Genomic DNA, 17753 nt, shown 5'->3' with positions numbered 1-17753 from the left:
GTGTATTACCTTCGGTTATGGTCTTGGCCATCTGGGTATGAGCGTCAAACCCGGCCACGCAGTATCTTGAACCCAGCCAAATCGCCTTGCGGCGCACAATAACAAGATCTGAAGGCCAGTGCAGTGGCGCTTGCCGGGAGTGTTGCGTGAACATCTTTGACGAACCGAAGATCGATTGCCATAACCATTTGTTTGATCCCGCCCGTTTCCCTTACCACCCCGACGCACCCTATGCGCCCTCCGGGCAGGAAGTCGCCACCCAGGAACAGTTCACCCAGGTGATGGATGCCTACGGCGTGCAACATGCCTTGCTGGTAGGCCCCAACAGTGGCTACCACACCGACAACCGCTGCCTGTTGCATGCCTTGGCCACCGGGCAGGGGCGGTTCAAAGGCGTGGCCGTGGTCGAGGCGGGTATCCACCTCGATGCCCTGGCTGCGCTGCAGGCGCAGGGCGTGGTCGGCATCGCCTTCAACCCCGCGCTTTACGGGGTAGCCAGCCTCAAGGACGTTGACGGGCTGTTCGGCAAGCTTGCCGAGCTCGGTCTGTTCGCCCAGGTGCAGGTATGCGATGACCAGCTGCTTGAACTGCGCCGCCTGCTCGAGGGCTCACGTGCACGCTTGCTGATCGACCACTGCGGTCGGCCGGACGTGGCGGCCGGCGTGCAGCAACCGGGCTTTCAGGCGTTGTTGCAACTGGCTGACAGTGGCCGCGCCAGTGTCAAGCTGTCAGGCATGCAGAAGTTCGCTGCAAGTGAGGCATTGCTGGAGCAAAGCAGCGCCTACGTGCACGCCCTGCTCGAAGCCTTTGGTGCGGATGCCTGCGTATGGGGCTCGGACTGGCCGTTCATCCGCCAACGCTCGCGGGTGGACTACGGCCCGCTGCTGAAACTGGCCGAGCGCCTGATGCCGGATGCCCGGCTGCGCCGCACGGTGATGTGGGACACCCCCCGACGCTTGTTCGGGTTCGCCTAGAACCTGGTTTTTGCCATTCCAATAACAAGAGAGCAACCGTCATGAACACTGAACAGAACGCCAGCCTTGGGGTGTTTGACACCCCGGCACGCGCGCAGCAACGCACCCGCACCCGCTTCATGATTCTGGCGCTGATTTCGGGCGGCACCATGATCAACTACCTCGACCGCAGCGTGATGGGCATTGCCGCGCCCAGCATCAGTGCCGACCTGGGCCTGAACGCGGCAATGATGGGGGTGATCTTTTCTGCCTTCTCGTGGACCTACGCCGCCGCGCAGATCCCGGGTGGCATCCTCATCGACCGGCTGGGCACCAAGCTCACCTATTGGCTGGCGCTGACGCTGTGGTCGCTGTTCACCGGCCTGCAAGGGCTGGCGCAGGGCTTTATGTCGTTGCTGGGCATGCGCTTTCTGGTGGGCATGACCGAAGCACCGTGCTTCCCTACCAACAGCCGGGTGGTGGCTACCTGGTTCCCGCAGAGTGAGCGGGCCCGGGCGACGGGTATCTACACCTTTGCCGAATACACCGGGCTGGCGTTCCTGACGCCGCTGCTGTTCTGGGTGCTGCACGCCTATGGCTGGCGCTTTCTGCTGCTGGCCGTGGGCCTGGTGGGCATCCTCTATGGCCTGGTGTGGTGGCGCAAGTACCATGAACCACACGAGTCGACCACCGCCAACCAGGCCGAACTTGACTACATCGCCGCCGGTGGCGGGGTGGTCGATGGCGGGCAGAAAGCCACCTCGTTCCGCTGGTCGCAGATCCCGGCGCTGCTCAAGCACCGCAACATGCTGGGCATCTGCCTGGGGCAGTTCGCCTGCAACTCCACCAACGTGTTCTTCCTGACCTGGTTCCCCACCTATCTGGTGACCGAGCGGCACATGCCCTGGCTCAAGGTCGGCTGGGTGGCGGTGCTGCCGTTCATTGCCGCTTCGCTGGGCACACTGGTCGGCGGATGGCTGTCGGACGCCTTGCTACGCCGTGGCTACTCGCTGAACGTAGCGCGCAAGCTGCCAGTCATCGCCGGGTTGCTTACCGCCTCGGTGATCGTGCTGGCCAACTACGTCGAGGCCGACGCGCTGGTCATCACCATCCTGTGCATCGCCTATTTCGCCCAGGGCATGTCGGCGCTGGCCTGGATGATCGTGTCCGATATCGCCCCCAAAGGTTTGCTGGGCCTCAGTGGTGGGCTGTTCAACCTGTTTGCCAACGCGGCGGGCATTGTGACACCCCTGACCATCGGCATCATCGTTTCGCTGACCGGCTCGTTCGTGTGGGCCCTGGCGTTCGTGTCGTCGATCACCGTGCTGGGGGCGCTGTGCTACCTGTTCATGGTCAGCGACCTGCGTCGCTTGCCGGAAATTCCTTCTGAAGAAAATGGAGCTAAACAATGAGCCAGTACCTGCAAGGCCAGACCGCAATCGTGACCGGTGGCATGCGTGGCATCGGCCTGGCGATCGCACAGCGCCTGCATGCCGCCGGCGCGCAGGTGGTGATATGGGACCTCGCGGTCGATGGCTGGGACAGCGTCGAAAACGGCTTTGAGCCGGTGCTGCGCCAGCCGGTCGATGTGTCGTCGCTGGCCTCGGTGGAGGCGGCTTTCGCCGAGACGCTGGCACGCTTGGGGCAAGTGCAGATCCTGGTCAACAATGCCGGCATCAACGGCCCGGTGGTGGCGTCGTGGGAGTACCCGCCAGAGGCCTGGGACAAGGTCATCGCCATCGACCTGAACGGTGTGTTCTATTGCTGCCGCACCGCCATCCCGCACATGCGTGAGCGCGGTTACGGGCGCATCGTCAACATCGCCTCCATGGCCGGCAAGGATGGCGTGCAGTACATCTCGGCCTATTCGGCCGCCAAAGCCGGTGTCATCGCCTTCACCAAGGCAGCAGCCAAGGAACTGGCCCAGGACGGTGTACTGCTCAACTGCGTGGCACCGGCCATGGTCGAGACGCCGCTGATGGCCGAGATGACGGCGGAACACATCGCCGCGAGCAAGGCCAAGATCCCCATGGGGCGCTTCCTCAAGGCCGAGGAGATCGCCAACATGGTCAGCTGGATTGCCGGGCCCGAGTGCAGCTTTACCACCGGTTTTGTATTCGACCTCAGTGGTGGGAGGGCGACCTATTGACTGGCCTGGGCGTGGCGCACCTGACGGCGCTGGAGCTGGCGCCGGCGCGGCTGGTACGCGAGGCGCGCCACGCCGGATTCAGTGCGGTGGGGCTGCGCCTGCACCCGGTAATGGCGGGTGCGTTGGCCTACCCGGTTGCCGCCGGTAGCCAGGCAATGCGTGAGCTGCGGGCGGTGCTGGCAGGGGAAGGCGTACGTGTGAGGGACATCGAGTTCGTGTCGTTGACGGCGCAAACCCGGGTTGCCGATTACCAGGCGCTGTTGGCCGCCGGTGCCGAACTGGGCGCGTTGAGCCTGACAGTGTCCGGCGACGACGAGGATGTTGCGCGGCTGACCGGGAACTTTGCAGCGCTGTGTGAAATGGCGCGGGACCATGGCCTGCGTGTGGACCTTGAGTTCATGCGCTGGCGCCCGGTGGCGACCGTGCAGCAGGCTTGTGCGGTGGTGACGGGGGCGGGGCAGGCCAACAGTGGCGTGCTGGTGGATGCGTTGCACCTGTTCCGCTCCGGTGGCCAGGTGGCCGACATCGCCGCAGTCGACCCGCGTTTGCTGCGTGCGGTGCAACTGTGCGATGCACCGATGCTGGCGCCCGCAGAAGCGCTGATCATCCCCGAGGCGCGCGAAGGCCGTTTGCTGCCGGGCCAAGGGCAACTGCCGCTGGCAGCGTTGCTGGCGGCGTTGCCGGGGGACGTGGACATCAGTGTGGAGGTACCGTGCGCCGGCTTGCCCCCCGAGCATCGGCTGCAAGCGGCAGCACAGGTAACCCACGCCTGGCTGCACGGCAGGCGACAACTGTCACCCGCTGTGCAGGTTGCCGGTCACTCCTGATCCGGTACCACGGCAATCACGTCGATCTCCATCAGCCACTCGGCCTGGGCCAACCCGGCAACCACCAGCCCGGTGGAGATCGGGAATACGCCCTTCAGCCACTTGCCCACTTCCTTGTACACCGGCTCGCGGAAACGTGGGTCGGTGATATAGGTGGTGGTCTTGACGATGTGTGACAGGTCGGAGCCTGCTTCTTCAAGCAATTGCTTGACGTTCTTCATGGCTTGCTCGGTCTGTGCCTGAGGGTTACCCAGGCCCACCAGTTTGCCTTCGAAGTCGGTACCGACCTGACCGCGCACGTAGATGGTATTGCCGGCCCGCACGGCCTGGCACAGGTCGTTGTCCAGGGTCTGGTTGGGGTAAGTTTCCTTGGTGTTGAACATGCGGATGCGAGTATGGGTAGGCATCAGTGGGCTCCGAAGGTGCTGACGTTGCTGATCGTGTTGGCTTGCTGCTCATCCGCCTCGCGCTGTTCGCGGTCGCGGTAGGCCAGGTAGGTGCGTTGCGTGGCAATGTGGCCGGCGACGTGCTTGGCGTCGTGCCACACGCCCCAGATGAACGAAGAGCCACGGCGCGACAACCACGGCAGGCCCAGGAAGTACACACCAGGTTCGCGGCCCACGCCGCGCTGATGCTGGGGCTTGCCGTTGGCATCGAAGGTGTCCACCTGCAGCCAGCTGAAGTCCACGCCGTAACCAGTGGCCCAGATGATGCTGGTAACGCCGGCGTTGGCCAGGTCCAGTTCGCGCAGCGGGTTGCTCATGCAGGCTGGGTCGGCCAGGCGTGTGCGGGCTTCGGGTTCTTCAGGCAGATCCAGGCTGTTGCTTTCGATGTAGGCATCGGCGGCATCCAGCAGGGCCAGGTAGTTTTCATCGCCGCGGTTGATGTTCTCGACCAGGTTGTCCTGGAAGCGCGCCACGCCGTTTTCGAACGACTGGGTAAGGCCGACCAGGGTCATGCCTTGATGGGCGAGGGCGCGGAAGTCCACGGTGTGGCCGCCGCGGGCGCCGCTGACGGCGATGGTCACGTGCTCGCGACCGGGCTTGGCGATTTCTGCGTCCCACTCACCCAGCACACCCAGCCACCAGCAGAAATCGCGGTTGCGGTAGGCCCGTGGCGGGCGGTCGTGGGCACCGACCGACAGGTACACCTGGCGGCCTGCGCGCATCAGTTCTTCGGCAATCTGCACGCCGGAGGAGCCTGCACCGACCACCAGCACAGCGCCCTCAGGCAACTGCTCGGGGTTGAAGTAGGCGGCGGAGTGGATCTGGTGCAGGTTGCTGTCTTTCGGTGCGATGGCCGGGATCACCGGTTTCTGGAACGGACCCGTGGCGGCGACCACACGGTTGGCGCGAATCACCCCTTCATTGGTTTCGATGGTGAAGCCTGGGCGGTCGCTGTTGCGCACCACGCGCTTCACTTCGATGCCGGTGCGCACTGGCAAGTTGTACTTGCGTACGTACTGCTCGAAGTAGTCGGCCACCTGGTCCTTGCCTGCGAAAGCGTCGGCGTCGAGGTTGAATTCCAGGCCCGGGAAGCGGTCGTGCCAGACCGGGCCGTTGGCCACCAGCGAGTCCCAGCGGCCTGTACGCCAGGCCTCGGCGATGCGGTTGCGCTCCAGCACCAGGTGCGGCACGCCAAGCTTGTTCAGGTGTTCGCTCATGGCCACGCCGGCCTGACCGGCGCCGACGACGAGCGTATCGATTTCGAGGTTGTTCAGTGTCATGTCCGAGCCCTTGTTCAGGCGGTTTTTGTAAGGTCGGTTTGGAGGACCGCCGTTGCCTGGAGCCAGACTAGGGATGCTGCACGAATGGCGAAAATAGTATTTAGCTGGTGCTTGCCGATAAAACGGCGAAGGCCTTGGATTTTGTGGCGTGTAGTGTGTGTTGGCCCAGTGCATGTCCTGGTTTATGGGGGGTGCAGGAATCGAGCGCCGCGCGACCTCAGCCACAGCACAGTTTTTTCCTGCCTAACCCCTCGGAAAATGTTGGTTTCGTGGTCTAGAAGGTTGCGCCCAGAATGCCCTGCATCGCACAGGACAACAGGAGCTATACCATGACCTTCTCCATCATCGGCCGCTGCCAGGAAACCGGCCAGGTCGGCATCGCCATCAGTTCGTCGAGCATCGCTGTGGGCGCCCGTTGCCCCTGGGTACGTGCGGGTGTTGGCGCTGTTTCCACCCAGAACATCACCTTGCCGGCGCTGGGCCCGCAGATTCTCGATGCCCTGGAGCAGGGCCAGTTGCCGCCCGGCGCTGCGCTGGACCGGGTACTGAGCGCCAATGGCTGGAGCGAATACCGCCAGGTCACGGTGATCGACAGCCATGGTCAAGTGGCGCTGTTCACCGGGCGTGAGGCTTTGGGCACGCACCATGCCGTGGCCGGTGAGCAATGCGCGGCGGCGGGTAACCTGTTGTCCTCGACCCAGGTGATTGAAGCGATGGTAGTGGCCTTCGAGCAGGCCGGCGGGCACCTGGCCGACCGCTTGCTGGCTGCCATGCATGCGGCGATGGCCGCTGGTGGCGAAGCCGGCCCGGTGCACTCGGCGGCGTTGAAGGTGGCTGGCGAGCTCACCTGGCCATTGGTGGACCTGCGCGTGGACTGGGCCGATACCGACCCGATCGGTGTGCTCGATGGCCTGTGGCAAGCGTACCGCCCGCAGATGCAGGATTACGTTACCCGTGCGTTGAACCCGACAGCCGCACCCTCCTATGGGGTGCCTGGCGATGAGTGATTTTGCCAGCCGCGCGCTGTTGGCCCGGCTGGTCGGCTTTGCCACGGTCAGCCGCGACTCCAACCTTGAGCTGATCGGCTTTATCCGTGATTACCTGGCCGAGCTGGGGGTGGAAAGCGAACTGTTCCATAACCCCGAGGGCACCAAAGCCAACCTGTTTGCCACCATCGGCCCCCTGAATGCTGGCGGCGTGGTGCTGTCAGGGCACACCGATGTGGTGCCGGTTGACGGCCAGGCCTGGACCGTCGAGCCGTTTGTCCTGAGCGAACGTGGCGGGCGCCTGTATGGCCGCGGTACGGCCGACATGAAAGGCTTCATCGCCTCGGTGCTGGCAGCCGTGCCCGCGTTTCTTGCCCAGCCGTTGCACCTGCCGGTACACCTGGCATTTTCCTATGACGAGGAGGTGGGTTGCCTGGGGGTGCGCTCGATGCTGGCCGCGCTTGAGCAGCGCCCGCACAAGCCACGCCTGTGCCTGATTGGCGAGCCTACCGAGCTGAAGCCGGTGCTGGGGCACAAAGGCAAACTGGCGATGCGCTGCCAGGTGCAAGGTGCGGCCTGCCACTCGGCGTATGCCCCGTATGGGGTGAATGCCATCGAGTTTGCGGCGAAGCTGATCGGCAAGTTGGGTGACATCGGTGAGGCGCTGGCATTGCCCGCGCATCACGACGCGCGCTTCGACCCACCGTTCTCCACGGTGCAGACCGGGGTGATCAAAGGGGGCAGGGCGCTGAATATCGTGCCGGCAGAGTGTGAGTTCGATTTCGAAGTGCGCGCGCTACCGGGGTTCGAGGCGCAGGCAGTGGCTGACCAGTTGCAGACCTATGCAGAGGCCGAGCTGCTGCCGCGCATGCGCAAGGTCAATGCGGCCAGTGACATTCGCCTGCAAGCGTTGAGCGCGTATCCCGGGCTGGCGACCTCGGCTGATAGCGAAGCGGCACGGTTGGTGGCGTTGCTCAGTGGCTCGGAAGATTTCGGTACCGTGGCGTTTGGCACCGAGGGCGGGTTGTTCGACCAGGCGGGTATCCCCACCGTCGTGTGTGGCCCAGGCAGCATGGACCAAGGTCACAAACCGGACGAATTCGTCAGTGTCGAGCAGTTGCGCGGGTGTGATGCCATGCTGCTGAGGTTGGTGGATTACCTTCGGCAGGCTGCCGTCTGACAGGGTAAGAACGTATGCAGGAGCGGCCCATCGCGACGCAAGGCCGCTCCTGCAGGGATCGGTGTCTGCTTCAGGTTAGAAACTGGCCTTGACCTGCAGGCCAACCACCAACGCGTTGTCGATCTTCTTCCCCGAGAACGCCCCCGGCTCGATGATGTACTGCACATCCGGGCGCAAGTTCAGCCACGGCGTTGCCTGGTAGCCATAGCTCAGTTCGATCAACTGCTCGGCGCTGTCGATGTCGGGGAACTGCTGGCCCGCGTCAAAGGCGGCATCTTCCAGCACATCGCGGCTACGCGGGTTGGGCACGGCACGGCCGTAACCCAGCGCCACGGTATCCTTCGGGCGGCCTTCGAACGGCTTGTACAGCACCACGCCGGCGCCATACCACTTGGTGAACGGCGAGGCGGCCTTGCTGGATGCCGAGTACTGGCCGAAGGCGTGCAGGCTGCGGCCTGGCGAGCGTTGGTCGTTCCACACCGCCTGGTCGATCAACAGGTAGTGGCCGCCACGGCCGGCTACTTCGTCATCGCTGCCGATGCGTTTCACATCGGAGCTGTCGTAGTAGTAGCCCAGCTTGTATTCGCCGGGCAGTTCACCCTGCAGCTTGTACACCAGCTCCACCGGTACTACGGTGCCAGTGGTGTGCTTGGGGCCCAGATGCCAGGCCCGGCTCGAGTTGCCGTTGCTCTCAGGGTCGACGTTGAACGCCGCCACGCGCAGTTGCCAGGCCGGCGACAGGTCGTATTTCACCCGCACGCCCAGGTGTGCGTTGGGGTAGTTGGTCCAGCCACTGCCGCCGGACATGTTCAGCGGGTGGCCGCAAAAGCCGGCGTTCATGAAGTTGCACAGGATGCCGCTGTCCAGGCCGCCCAGGTCGTTACCCATGGCCATGTAGCCCAGCTTGACGTTGAGCGCCGGGGTGAACAGGGTGCGCTCGTAGCTCAGCTCGGTCAGGCGGGTGTACAGGCCACCGAAGTTTTCCTGGATCGGCAGGCGGTTGCCTACCAGGTCTTCCGAGGCACTGTTACCGCGGCGGTCGTTGATGGTCAGCTGGACCTTGCCACCGTTGTCCAGGCCGTACAGTTTCGACAGGTCGAACTGCACGCCCAGCTTCAGGTTCTGCGAATAGCGCGCCGAGCGGTGCAGGCCGCCGTGGGCGTTGTAGGCGGTTTCGCCACTGTAGTCGCCGGTGAACTTGACGCCGTCGTCTTCAAGCTGGTGACGCAGGCCACCCCAGTCACCGGTCAGGGTGCTGCGGGTCATCAGGTCGCCGTCGGCCAGGGCAGTGGTGCTCGCCAAGGCCAGCAGCAGGGTAGGGGTCATGCGAATTGCGGATGGCATTGCTGTGTCTCGGTTGTTATTCAGGGGCCATTCACAGATGAACCCGCTCCCGCGTGGCCAGTGCTGACCTCGTGGGAGCGGGTTCACCGCGAAGGGAGCGACGCGGGCTTACGGCAAGGCGTAAGAAATCACGTAGTCGCCGCGGTCAGTCGACTGGCGCGCACCGCCAGCAGTGATTACCACATACTGCTTGCCGGTTTTCGGCGAAACGTAGGTCATCGGGCCGCCCTGGCTGCCCACTGGCAGGCGAGCCTTCCAGATTTCGTTACCGTTGCTGCTGTCGTAGGCGCGCAGGTAGAAGTCCTGGGTGCCGGCGATGAACACCAGGCCGCCTTGGGTCGACAAGGTACCGCCCAAGGTTGGCAGGCCGATCTTGATCGGCAGGTGCATGCGGATACCGAGCGGGCCGGTGTCTTCAACGGTGCCAACCGGTACTTGCCAGGCCACCTGGCGGGTCTTCATGTCGATGGCGGTCAGGGTGCCGAACGGTGGTGCCTGGCACGGAATGCCGGCTACCGACAGGAAGCGGTTCTTGTTCACCGCATACGGGGTGCCCTTGAGCGGAACTGCGCCCATGCCGGTGTTCAGCGCTTCGCCACCGGACGCCGCACCGCCTTTGTTCTGCGACGGAATCATCTGGATCCACAGGCCCAGGCGCATGTCGTTGACGAAGATGAAGCCGTGTACCGGGTCGGTAGAAATGCTGCCCCAGTTCATGCCACCCAGCGAACCCGGGAAGCTCAGCGACAGGTCGGTGCCCGGTGCGGTGTACAGGCCGTCGTAGCGCATTTTCTTGAAGTCGATACGGCACAGCAGCTGGTCATACGGGGTGGCGCCCCACATGTCCGACTCGGTCAGGGTTTGCGCGCCGATCTGCGGCATGCCCACAGACTTCGGCTGGGTTGGGGAGTAAGGTTCGTTCGGGATGTTGCTTGGCTTGACCGGTACTTCGTCGACCTGGGTCAGCGGCTTGCCGGTGGCGCGATCAAGCACGTAGATCTGCCCGGCCTTGGTGCCGATCACCACCGCAGGTACCGACTGGCCGTCGTCCTTGGTGAAGTCGATCAGGCTTGGCTGCATCGGCAGGTCAAAGTCCCACAGGTCGTTGTGCACGGTCTGGAACACCCATTTCTGGTTGCCGGTGGTGGCGTCCAGGGCCAGCACCGAAGCGCCGTAGGTGTGGTCCAGCTTGCTGCGCTCTACACCGTAGATGTCGGTGGACGACGAACCCATTGGCAGGAACACGGTGTTCATCGCCGGGTCGTAGGACATCGGTGCCCAACTGTTCGGGGTGCTGCGCACGTAGGTGCTGTCGCCCTGCGGTGCCTGGCGGTCTTCCGGGTTGCCCGGGTCGAAGGCCCAGCGCATCTCACCGGTGATCACGTCGAAACCACGGATCACGCCGCCTGGCATGTCGGTCTGGACGTTGTCGGCAACACGGCCGCCGACCACCACGGTGGTACCGGCCATCAGCGGTGCGGAGGACAGTTGGTAATAGGAATCCGGCACATTGCCCAGGCCGGTCATCAGATTGACCTGGCCGTTGTTGCCGAAGCCCTGGCAGAACTCGCCGTTGTCGGCGTCGACGGCAATCAGGCGGCCATCGATGGTGTTGGTCAGCAGGCGACGCTGGCAGTTGGCACCGGCCGGCACGCTCCCGCCGGCGACCGGCGAGCTGTTCGGCTGGGTCGGCTGGGCAATGGCGGCAGTGGCGTCGAAGTAGGCCATGCCACGGCAACGCTGCCAGACCTTGGACTGGGCGTTGATTTCGTTCTTCCACAGCTCTTTGCCGGTGTCGGCATCAAGGGCGATCAAGTTGTTGTGCGGGGTGCAGATGAACACCTTGTTGCCGATCTGCAACGGGGTCAGCTGGTCTTCGGCACCGTTGCCATCGCTGATGGCCACGTCACCGGTGTGGTAGGTCCAGGCCACCTTCAGCTTGTTCACGTTGTCGCGGTTGATCTGATCCAGCGCGGCGAAGCGGCTGCCACCTTCGGTGTTGCCGTAGTGGGCCCAGTCCTTCTGCTCTTTGCCAGCTTCGACCGGGGTCATGCCCGGCCCTTTGCCGGTTGGGGCGACGCTTGGGTGGGCAACAAACATGTTGCCAACGGCAATCACCAGTGCCACGGCCATCACCCCGGCAATGCCGTAGGCACCACGGCCGGCACTGGCGCCGTTGGCACGGGCCAGCAGCGGGTAGACCAGTGCCACCACCATGCCGATCGCGGCAAACATGAACAGGCGCGAGAACAGTGGCCAGAACACCAGGCCAGTGTCGATCAGCGCCCAGATCGCGGTACCGATCAGGAACGCCGCGTACAGCCAGGCGCCGGTCTTCTTGCGGCAGGCGATAAGGACACCGGCGATGGCCATGGCCAGTCCGCCGATCAGGAAGTACAACGAACCGCCCAGGCCGGCCAGCTTGATGCCGCCAGCAGCCAGGAGGAGGCCGAGCAGGGCGATGATCACGCCCAGGCCGATCAGGATAATGTTTGTGGCGCCAGAAGCGCGCGGAGTTTCGTTCATGCCAGGGATCTCAGCAGGTGGAATGCGCGCAGTCTAAGCCCTTAGCTTGCTAATTAACAAGTTGGTACATAATTTAATGAGGCTGATTGTCGCAGGGCTGAACGTGCGATGATGTCGTTAAAAGTTTAGATCAGGTGACGAAAAAAGCATTAAACGGGTGGTTAAAGCTGGCTCTGCAATCTGCATTCATACTTTGGTCGAGTACAAAAGTGGCCAGCCATCATGCGTCTTGACCCGCTCGGCTGTTTGTAAGAACTTGCTGAGATTTGGAAAACAGGCAGCAAATGGACAAATTCCTGGCGATGAAGATGTTCGTGGCCACCGTTGATGCACAGGGCTTTTCTGCCGCTGCGCGCAGGCTTGGGCTGGCCACTTCGTCGGTAACGCGGCTGGTCGACGCCCTGGAAACGGCGCTGGGCGCCACGTTGCTCAACCGCTCGACTCGCCAGGTCAGCCTGACCGAAGCTGGCGCCCGCTACTATGAGCGTGCGCGGGGTATTTTCGAAGCCTTGGACGAGGCCGATGCCAGTGTTGCCGACCGTGGCGAGCAGCCTGTCGGCGTATTGCGCCTGTGCCTGCCGGTGGAGTTCGGCAGGCGGGTGATCGCGCCGCACCTGGGGGCGTTTCTGGCGCGACACCCTGCGCTTGAGCTGGACATCGATCTCAGCGACCGCCTGGATGACCTGCTGGACGGGCGTTACGACTTGTCGATTCGCCTGGGCGACCCCTCGCCCAACGACGAACTGGTCTGTCGCCAGCTCGGGCGCTTCGAGCGTTGGTTGGTGGCCAGCCCGGCTTACCTGGCCGGGCGCGACACCCTGCAGCACCCCCGGCAGCTGCTTGAGCATGCCTGCCTGCGCTTTCGTTACGGGCAAAAAGCGCGGCCCTGGCGCCTGGTGAGAGGTCAGGACAGCCTGGAACTGGACGTTACCGGGCCGTTGCGCAGCGCCAACGCCGACATGTTGCGCGAAACTGCACTGGCGGGCAGTGGCATCGCGCTGCTGGCCGACTGGCTGGTGCGCGAGGATGTGCTGGCCGGGCGCCTGCTGCGGCTGTTCCCTGACTGGCGAGCCAGCCCTGGCACGGCCAATGACAACATCAATGCCCTTTACTTGCCCAACCACCGTGGTTCGCGGCGGGTGAAAGCATTCATCGATTTTTGCGAAAGTTTGTCAGGTCAGCATAACTAGCGTTGCGCGGTGCGCAAAAGCGCGTTGCGCTACAACCGGATTCTCGGCACTGGCACGGCTGGTTAAGGTAGCCGGCATATTCCATCCCTTGTCCAGGAACCTCGCATGAATCCCTCCCTTGCCGCCGGGCAGCCCGCAACCACCGGCCTCAGCCGTGCGCTGGTAGTGCTGCTGGCGTTCTGCTGCGGCGCGATCGTCGCCAACATCTACTACGCCCAGCCCATCGTCGGTTTGATCGCTCCGGACCTGGGGCTGTCCACCGAGCATGCCAGCCTGATCGTTTCACTGACCCAGCTGGGTTATGCCTTGGGCCTGCTGTTGCTGGTCCCGCTGGCTGACCTGCTGGAAAACCGCCGCCTGATGGTCGCCACTGCTGTGCTGGCCTGTGTCAGCCTGCTGCTGGCGGGGACCAGCAGCAGCGGCCAGGGCCTGCTTTTTCTGGGCTATGCCTTGTTGATCGGCTTCAGTTCGGTGGCGGTGCAAATGCTCATTCCGCTGGCGGCGCACCTGGCGCCGGAGCAGCAGCGTGGTCGGGTAGTCGGTAACATCATGGGCGGGTTGCTGCTGGGTATCCTGCTGGCGCGGCCGTTGTCCAGCCTGGTGGCCGACCATTTCGGCTGGCGCGCGGTGTTCATTGGCGCAGCCGGGGTGATGCTGGCGATCATTTTGCTGCTGGCCCTGACCCTGCCGCAGCGGCGACCCGAGCACAAAGCCAGCTATGCCGGATTGATGCTGTCGTTGCTCACATTGTTGCGCCGCTATCCGCTGCTGCGTCAGCGCTCGTTGTACCAGGCACTGATGTTCGCGGCATTCAGCCTTTACTGGACCGCGGTGCCAATGGCGCTGGCGGGTGAGCATGGCCTTTCGCAGACCCAGATTGCCGTGTTCGCCCTCGTGGGCGCGGTGGGTGCCGTTGCCGCCCCCTTGGCTGGCCGCCTGGCAGACGCCGGGCATGCGCGGGCCGGCTCGCTGCTTGCGCTGCTGCTGGCGCCGGCGGCGTTGTTGCTCGGGTTGACGGTGCCGGGCTACAGCGTGATCGGCCTGGGCCTGACTGGCGTGCTGCTGGACTTTGCGGTGCAGATGAACATGGTCATCGGCCAGCGCGAAGTGTATGCACTGGACCCGGCGAGCCGCGGGCGGCTGAATGCGGTGTACATGACCAGCATCTTCGTGGGCGGGGCGCTGGGGTCGGCAGTGGCCAGTGCGCTGTTTTCCCAGTTTGGTTGGCAGGGCATCGCGCTGGTGGGGGCGGGATTGCCGGGTGTGGCATTGATCACCTTTCTGGCCAAGGCGCCCCGGGCATGAACGGTGTGCGGTCCTTGTGGGGGGCAGTCCACTTTGTGGGAGCGGGCTTGTCCCGCGAAGGGGGCCCCGCGGTGCATGGCACCGGCTTTGCCGGTGTTCGCGGGGCAAGCCCGCTCCCACAGCGCGCCTGCAAAGTCAATGAGTCATGTTCTGCTCTATGAAAGGGCAGCCGCCATTTTCAGGGGCTATCGAGCAAGCGGCAGCGCCACGCCAATCACGGCAAACAGGCTGCCGCAGCAGCGGTTGAAACCTTTACCCCCCTTGGCCAGCCACGGCCGGATGCGAAACGCCAGGCGCGCCAGCAGGTACTCGACCAGAAACTCGACGCTGGCAAAGGTCGCCGCCATCACCACGAACTGCAGCATCAGCCCGCGCTGCGGGTCGATGAACTGCGGCAGGAAGGCGCCATAGAACAGCAGCACCTTGGGGTTGGCCATGGCCGACAACAAGCCTTGGCGGAACAAACCTGCATTGCCAAGGCGTGCACTGCGGTCGGTCAACTCCAGGTGCAAACCAGGGCTACGCCACAGCTGGATACCCAGCCAGACCAGGTAGGCGCCGCCCACCCATTTGAGCACGCTCAACACGGCGGCCGACGTCTGCAGCAAGGCGCTCAGGCCAAACATGGCCAAGGCGATCAGCGCGCTGAAACCGAACACGCCGCCAACAATGGTAAACAACGTGCGGCGGGCACCATACAGGGCGCCATGGGTCAGGGCCAGCAGGCTGTTCGGTCCGGGTGTCAGTGACAGGCCGATGCTGGCCAGCAGGTAGATGAGCCAGGTGTCGAGTGCCATGGTGCTTGTAACCTTGGTGACTGGGAGGCTGGCAGTCTAAGGCGCACAGCCCCATCAGCAAGGGTATGATCTGGACATTGAATAGTCGTTTCTGGACGCAATGCCATGCTGCCTGATATCCGCCTGCTAATCCTGCCGTTACCGGATTTTGCCCTGCTGCCATTCGGTGGTTTTCTCGACAAATTGCGTTTCAGCGCCGACGACGAAGACTACAGCCAGCAGCGCTATTGCAGCTGGAGCGTGGCAGGGCTCACCCTCGACCCGGTGCCGTCGAGCAGCGGTGCGGTGGTGCAGGTCGAGGCGAGGGCCGACCAGCTCGATCTGGCCAGTTTCGACTATCTGGTGGTGTTCGGCGGGCGCAACGCCATGGCAACGGCTGCATTGGCGCCGCACTACCAAGCCTTGCTAAGGCAAGCCGGCAAAGCCGGGGTCAAGTTGGTGGGGGTCGACAATGGCGCCTTCCTGTTGGCTGCGTGCGGTTTGCTCAGGGGGCACAAGGTGGTCGTGCACTGGCGTCACGAAGCCGAGTTCCGAGCAGCGTTCCCACAGGTGCAGGTGCTGCGCGATCAACTGTATTGCATAGATGCAGGCCGTATCACCTGCGCTGGCGGCACGGCGGCCATTGACCTGGCAGTGGCACTGTTGTCACTGTCCTGTGGGCGAACCCGGGCGCTTAAAGGGCTGGCCGACATGCTGGTGGACGAAACCCGCGACAGCCGTCATGCCTTGCGCTCGCTGGAGCCGGGCGTGGGCCAGGGGCGCCAGGTACAGCGGGCACAAGCCCTGATGCGCCACCATTTGGGCAACCCACTGGCGGTGGAGCAACTGGCTGCTGAACTGGGTATCAGCCGGCGCCAGCTGGACCGGCAGTTCCAGGCCAGCCACGGCATGAGCGCCAAGGCCTGGTGGCTGGAAATGCGCCTGCAGCAGGCGCGCTGGCGCTTGCTCAACTCCAGCCACAGCCTGGCGCAGATTGCCGATGAGGTGGGGCTGGGCGATGCCAGTTACCTGGGTAAATGCGTCCGGCGGCGGTTTGGCTGCACGGCCGTGGCGTTGCGGACAGCCAATCATCCAGGCTGAAACCCGGCGCAGCATTCACTGCGGTGTGCCGAACAAGCCGGTCCAGTAGATCCCGGCATCGCTTTTCGGGTCCACGGCATAGGCGGCACCCAGCTCACGGAATTCCGGGTTCATCAGCGTGGCGCAATGCCCCGGGCTCTCCAGCCAGCCATCAACCACCTTGTGCGCGGTGTCACGCCCGGCTGCGATATTTTCCCCGACTTGCTGGTAAAGGTAGCCTGCCAGCTCGGCCCGGTCACCGGGCGTGCGGCCATCCTTGTCGATGTGGTCGAAGAAGTTCTGGTTGGCCATGGCCCGCGTGTGGTTGGCAGCCACCCCGGCCAGCACTGTGCTCCAGCTCAACGCGGGGGCTGCGGCGAACGGCTGGCCGCCGCATTGGCGCGGTACCTTGCGCGCCGCGTTGATTTCTTGCAATACCTTCTGCCCCTCGGCCTGCCAGTCGCCCAGGCGGCCACTGAGCAGCGGCCGGGCCAGCACGATGCGCCAGTCGCGGCCCTCCTGGCTGACGCCGATATCGACGAACTGCGGGTCGAGCACCACTTGGCAGAAGCTTTCTTCGATGGCACGCATGGCCGCACGTGCATCGCGTGGCCCCGACAGGCTGATGGCCTGGACATTGACCATGGGGTAGGCGGCGCGGGTCATGGCCTGCTGCAGGTCGCGGGTGCCCTCTGGCGACAACGCCAGGCGGGTGTCGCTGTTGAGCGGGGGCAGCTCCAGCGACGCCTCACCACCGCAGGGCTGGGCCTTGCTGCGGTAGACATTGATCGACTCGATCAGTTGCGCCTCTTCGCCGGTGACAGCCAGTGCCCCGGTCGACATGACCAAGCCCAGCGACAAGGCGGCAACGGATGACAGGACGCGCATGTGGATCTCCCTATGACTGGCAGCGTCGTGGTATGCGCTGCTCATCCTACACAAGCCTGGGGCTTTTGGCCCTAGCGGGTGTAAAGCAATGACGGCGCCGGCAATCGCTGCTGGCGGCATAAGAGGGAGTAGACCAATGGTCGTCGGAAAAGTGCGATGAGTTGCTAATCATTCGTATCGAGCTAGCGCGTTCGGCTGTGTACGCATCACCGGGCCAACGCCTGGTTCGGCCTGTAGAACAGGAAGTGCGAGGTCTGCGCAGTCTTGCGGTAAGCCTTGGCCCAGTCGGGGTGCACCGTGCGGTCGTGGAAGTACAGCGCACCGCCGGTAGGGTCTTTCAATTGCTGGTTGAGCGCCTTGCGTGCAATTTCTTTGGCCACAGCGTAGCGTTGCGCTTCCTCGACCTGGTCAGGGCGCCCGTCGCACCACCAGGAAAACTGGCAGGCCTTGGTTTCCACGCCCTGCTTGACCACGCCGCAGATGGTATCGGGGAAGCCATCATGGCCCAGGCGATTGATCACAACACTGGCCACGGCTGACATGTCTTGCGCATCGGCGCCCTTGGCTTCCCAGTAGATGGTGCGTGCCAGGCAGGTGAGGCTGTCGTCCAGCGGCGCCTGGCCGGCCGGGTCGACTGCCTGGGCTTCGCTTGAGGTCAGTTTTTCCGTTTTTTTCGGAGGTGGTGCATCGTTGGCCACCTTTTCTTCCAGCACTTCGGCCTTGCCTTCGGCCACTGCGGCCTTAGCCGTGTCGGCCGCATGCAAGGGGCCTGCGATCAGGGCCAAGGTCAAGCCAATCACTATCCAGGTAGCGCGCATGGCAG

General features: G+C 63.9%; 16 protein-coding genes. 9 read left to right on the top strand and 7 right to left on the bottom strand.

Features of this window, described 5'->3' with window-relative positions; all coding sequences use genetic code 11:
* Positions 1–146 precede the first annotated feature (146 nt).
* Genes OZ911_RS16055 through OZ911_RS16040 form a run of 4 tightly spaced genes read left to right on the top strand, consistent with a single transcriptional unit; the run spans position 147 to position 3929 of the window.
* Entirely contained in the window at positions 147–974 is an 828-nt protein-coding gene (locus tag OZ911_RS16055) for an amidohydrolase family protein (RefSeq protein WP_023049345.1), read from the top strand.
* A gap of 41 nt (positions 975–1015) precedes the next feature.
* Positions 1016–2365: an MFS transporter gene (locus tag OZ911_RS16050; protein ID WP_023049346.1), complete on the top strand. Its 1350-nt coding sequence runs from the start codon at positions 1016–1018 to the stop codon at positions 2363–2365.
* A complete protein-coding gene (locus OZ911_RS16045; protein WP_016487439.1) occupies positions 2362–3102 on the top strand; it encodes an SDR family NAD(P)-dependent oxidoreductase in 741 nt (246 codons plus the stop codon). The genes OZ911_RS16050 and OZ911_RS16045 overlap by 4 nt, the downstream gene beginning before the upstream one ends.
* Entirely contained in the window at positions 3099–3929 is an 831-nt protein-coding gene (locus OZ911_RS16040) for a sugar phosphate isomerase/epimerase family protein (RefSeq protein WP_016487438.1), read from the top strand. Before OZ911_RS16045 ends, OZ911_RS16040 begins: the two co-directional genes overlap by 4 nt.
* On the opposite strand, the gene OZ911_RS16035 is transcribed toward OZ911_RS16040, so the two are convergent.
* Together OZ911_RS16035 and OZ911_RS16030 are read right to left on the bottom strand one after the other, a co-directional pair.
* A complete protein-coding gene (locus OZ911_RS16035; protein ID WP_012271993.1) occupies positions 3920–4336 on the bottom strand; it encodes a RidA family protein in 417 nt (138 codons plus the stop codon). The genes OZ911_RS16040 and OZ911_RS16035 overlap by 10 nt on opposite strands.
* Positions 4336–5655 carry a flavin-containing monooxygenase gene (locus OZ911_RS16030; RefSeq protein WP_070086539.1) on the bottom strand — a complete coding sequence of 440 codons (1320 nt, stop codon included), beginning with the start codon at positions 5653–5655 and terminating at the stop codon, positions 4336–4338. The genes OZ911_RS16035 and OZ911_RS16030 overlap by 1 nt, the downstream gene beginning before the upstream one ends.
* A 329-nt stretch (positions 5656–5984) precedes the next feature.
* Between OZ911_RS16030 and OZ911_RS16025 the strand changes: the two genes are divergently transcribed.
* Both OZ911_RS16025 and argE read left to right on the top strand, forming a co-directional pair.
* Positions 5985–6662, top strand: coding sequence for a DUF1028 domain-containing protein (locus tag OZ911_RS16025; protein WP_016487436.1), 678 nt, complete (start codon positions 5985–5987; stop codon positions 6660–6662).
* Positions 6655–7821 carry an acetylornithine deacetylase gene (argE, locus tag OZ911_RS16020; protein WP_023048686.1) on the top strand — a complete coding sequence of 389 codons (1167 nt, stop codon included), beginning with the start codon at positions 6655–6657 and terminating at the stop codon, positions 7819–7821. The genes OZ911_RS16025 and argE overlap by 8 nt, the downstream gene beginning before the upstream one ends.
* A 75-nt stretch (positions 7822–7896) precedes the next feature.
* Here the strand turns inward: argE and OZ911_RS16015 are convergent, their stop codons facing one another.
* Positions 7897–9165: a carbohydrate porin gene (locus OZ911_RS16015; RefSeq protein WP_060518258.1), complete on the bottom strand. Its 1269-nt coding sequence runs from the start codon at positions 9163–9165 to the stop codon at positions 7897–7899.
* A 108-nt stretch (positions 9166–9273) separates the two neighbouring features.
* A complete protein-coding gene (locus OZ911_RS16010) occupies positions 9274–11691 on the bottom strand; it encodes a glucose/quinate/shikimate family membrane-bound PQQ-dependent dehydrogenase (RefSeq protein WP_023048687.1) in 2418 nt (805 codons plus the stop codon).
* Between the two features lie 284 nt (positions 11692–11975).
* Here OZ911_RS16010 and OZ911_RS16005 point away from each other — a divergent pair, with 284 nt between their 5' ends.
* Positions 11976–12881: a LysR family transcriptional regulator gene (locus OZ911_RS16005; RefSeq protein WP_016487432.1), complete on the top strand. Its 906-nt coding sequence runs from the start codon at positions 11976–11978 to the stop codon at positions 12879–12881.
* 105 nt (positions 12882–12986) lie between these two features.
* Complete coding sequence (locus tag OZ911_RS16000; protein ID WP_070086538.1) at positions 12987–14186, top strand: MFS transporter; 1200 nt, start codon at positions 12987–12989, stop codon at positions 14184–14186.
* 185 nt (positions 14187–14371) lie between these two features.
* Here OZ911_RS16000 and OZ911_RS15995 read toward each other — a convergent pair whose 3' ends face one another.
* Entirely contained in the window at positions 14372–14983 is a 612-nt protein-coding gene (locus tag OZ911_RS15995) for a LysE family translocator (RefSeq protein WP_023048309.1), read from the bottom strand.
* A 105-nt stretch (positions 14984–15088) separates the two neighbouring features.
* Between OZ911_RS15995 and OZ911_RS15990 the strand changes: the two genes are divergently transcribed.
* Entirely contained in the window at positions 15089–16063 is a 975-nt protein-coding gene (locus OZ911_RS15990; protein ID WP_016487429.1) for a GlxA family transcriptional regulator, read from the top strand.
* 15 nt (positions 16064–16078) lie between these two features.
* Here OZ911_RS15990 and OZ911_RS15985 read toward each other — a convergent pair whose 3' ends face one another.
* Complete coding sequence (locus OZ911_RS15985; RefSeq protein WP_060518254.1) at positions 16079–16930, bottom strand: CAP domain-containing protein; 852 nt, start codon at positions 16928–16930, stop codon at positions 16079–16081.
* 206 nt (positions 16931–17136) lie between these two features.
* Complete coding sequence (locus tag OZ911_RS15980; RefSeq protein ID WP_023048310.1) at positions 17137–17748, bottom strand: cell wall hydrolase; 612 nt, start codon at positions 17746–17748, stop codon at positions 17137–17139.
* Positions 17749–17753: the final 5 nt, after the last annotated feature.

The sequence above is a fragment of the Pseudomonas fortuita genome (assembly GCF_026898135.2).
In the GTDB taxonomy this organism is placed as follows: Bacteria; Pseudomonadota; Gammaproteobacteria; order Pseudomonadales; family Pseudomonadaceae; genus Aquipseudomonas; species Aquipseudomonas fortuita.
This window is presented reverse-complemented; position numbering and strand designations above follow the sequence as displayed.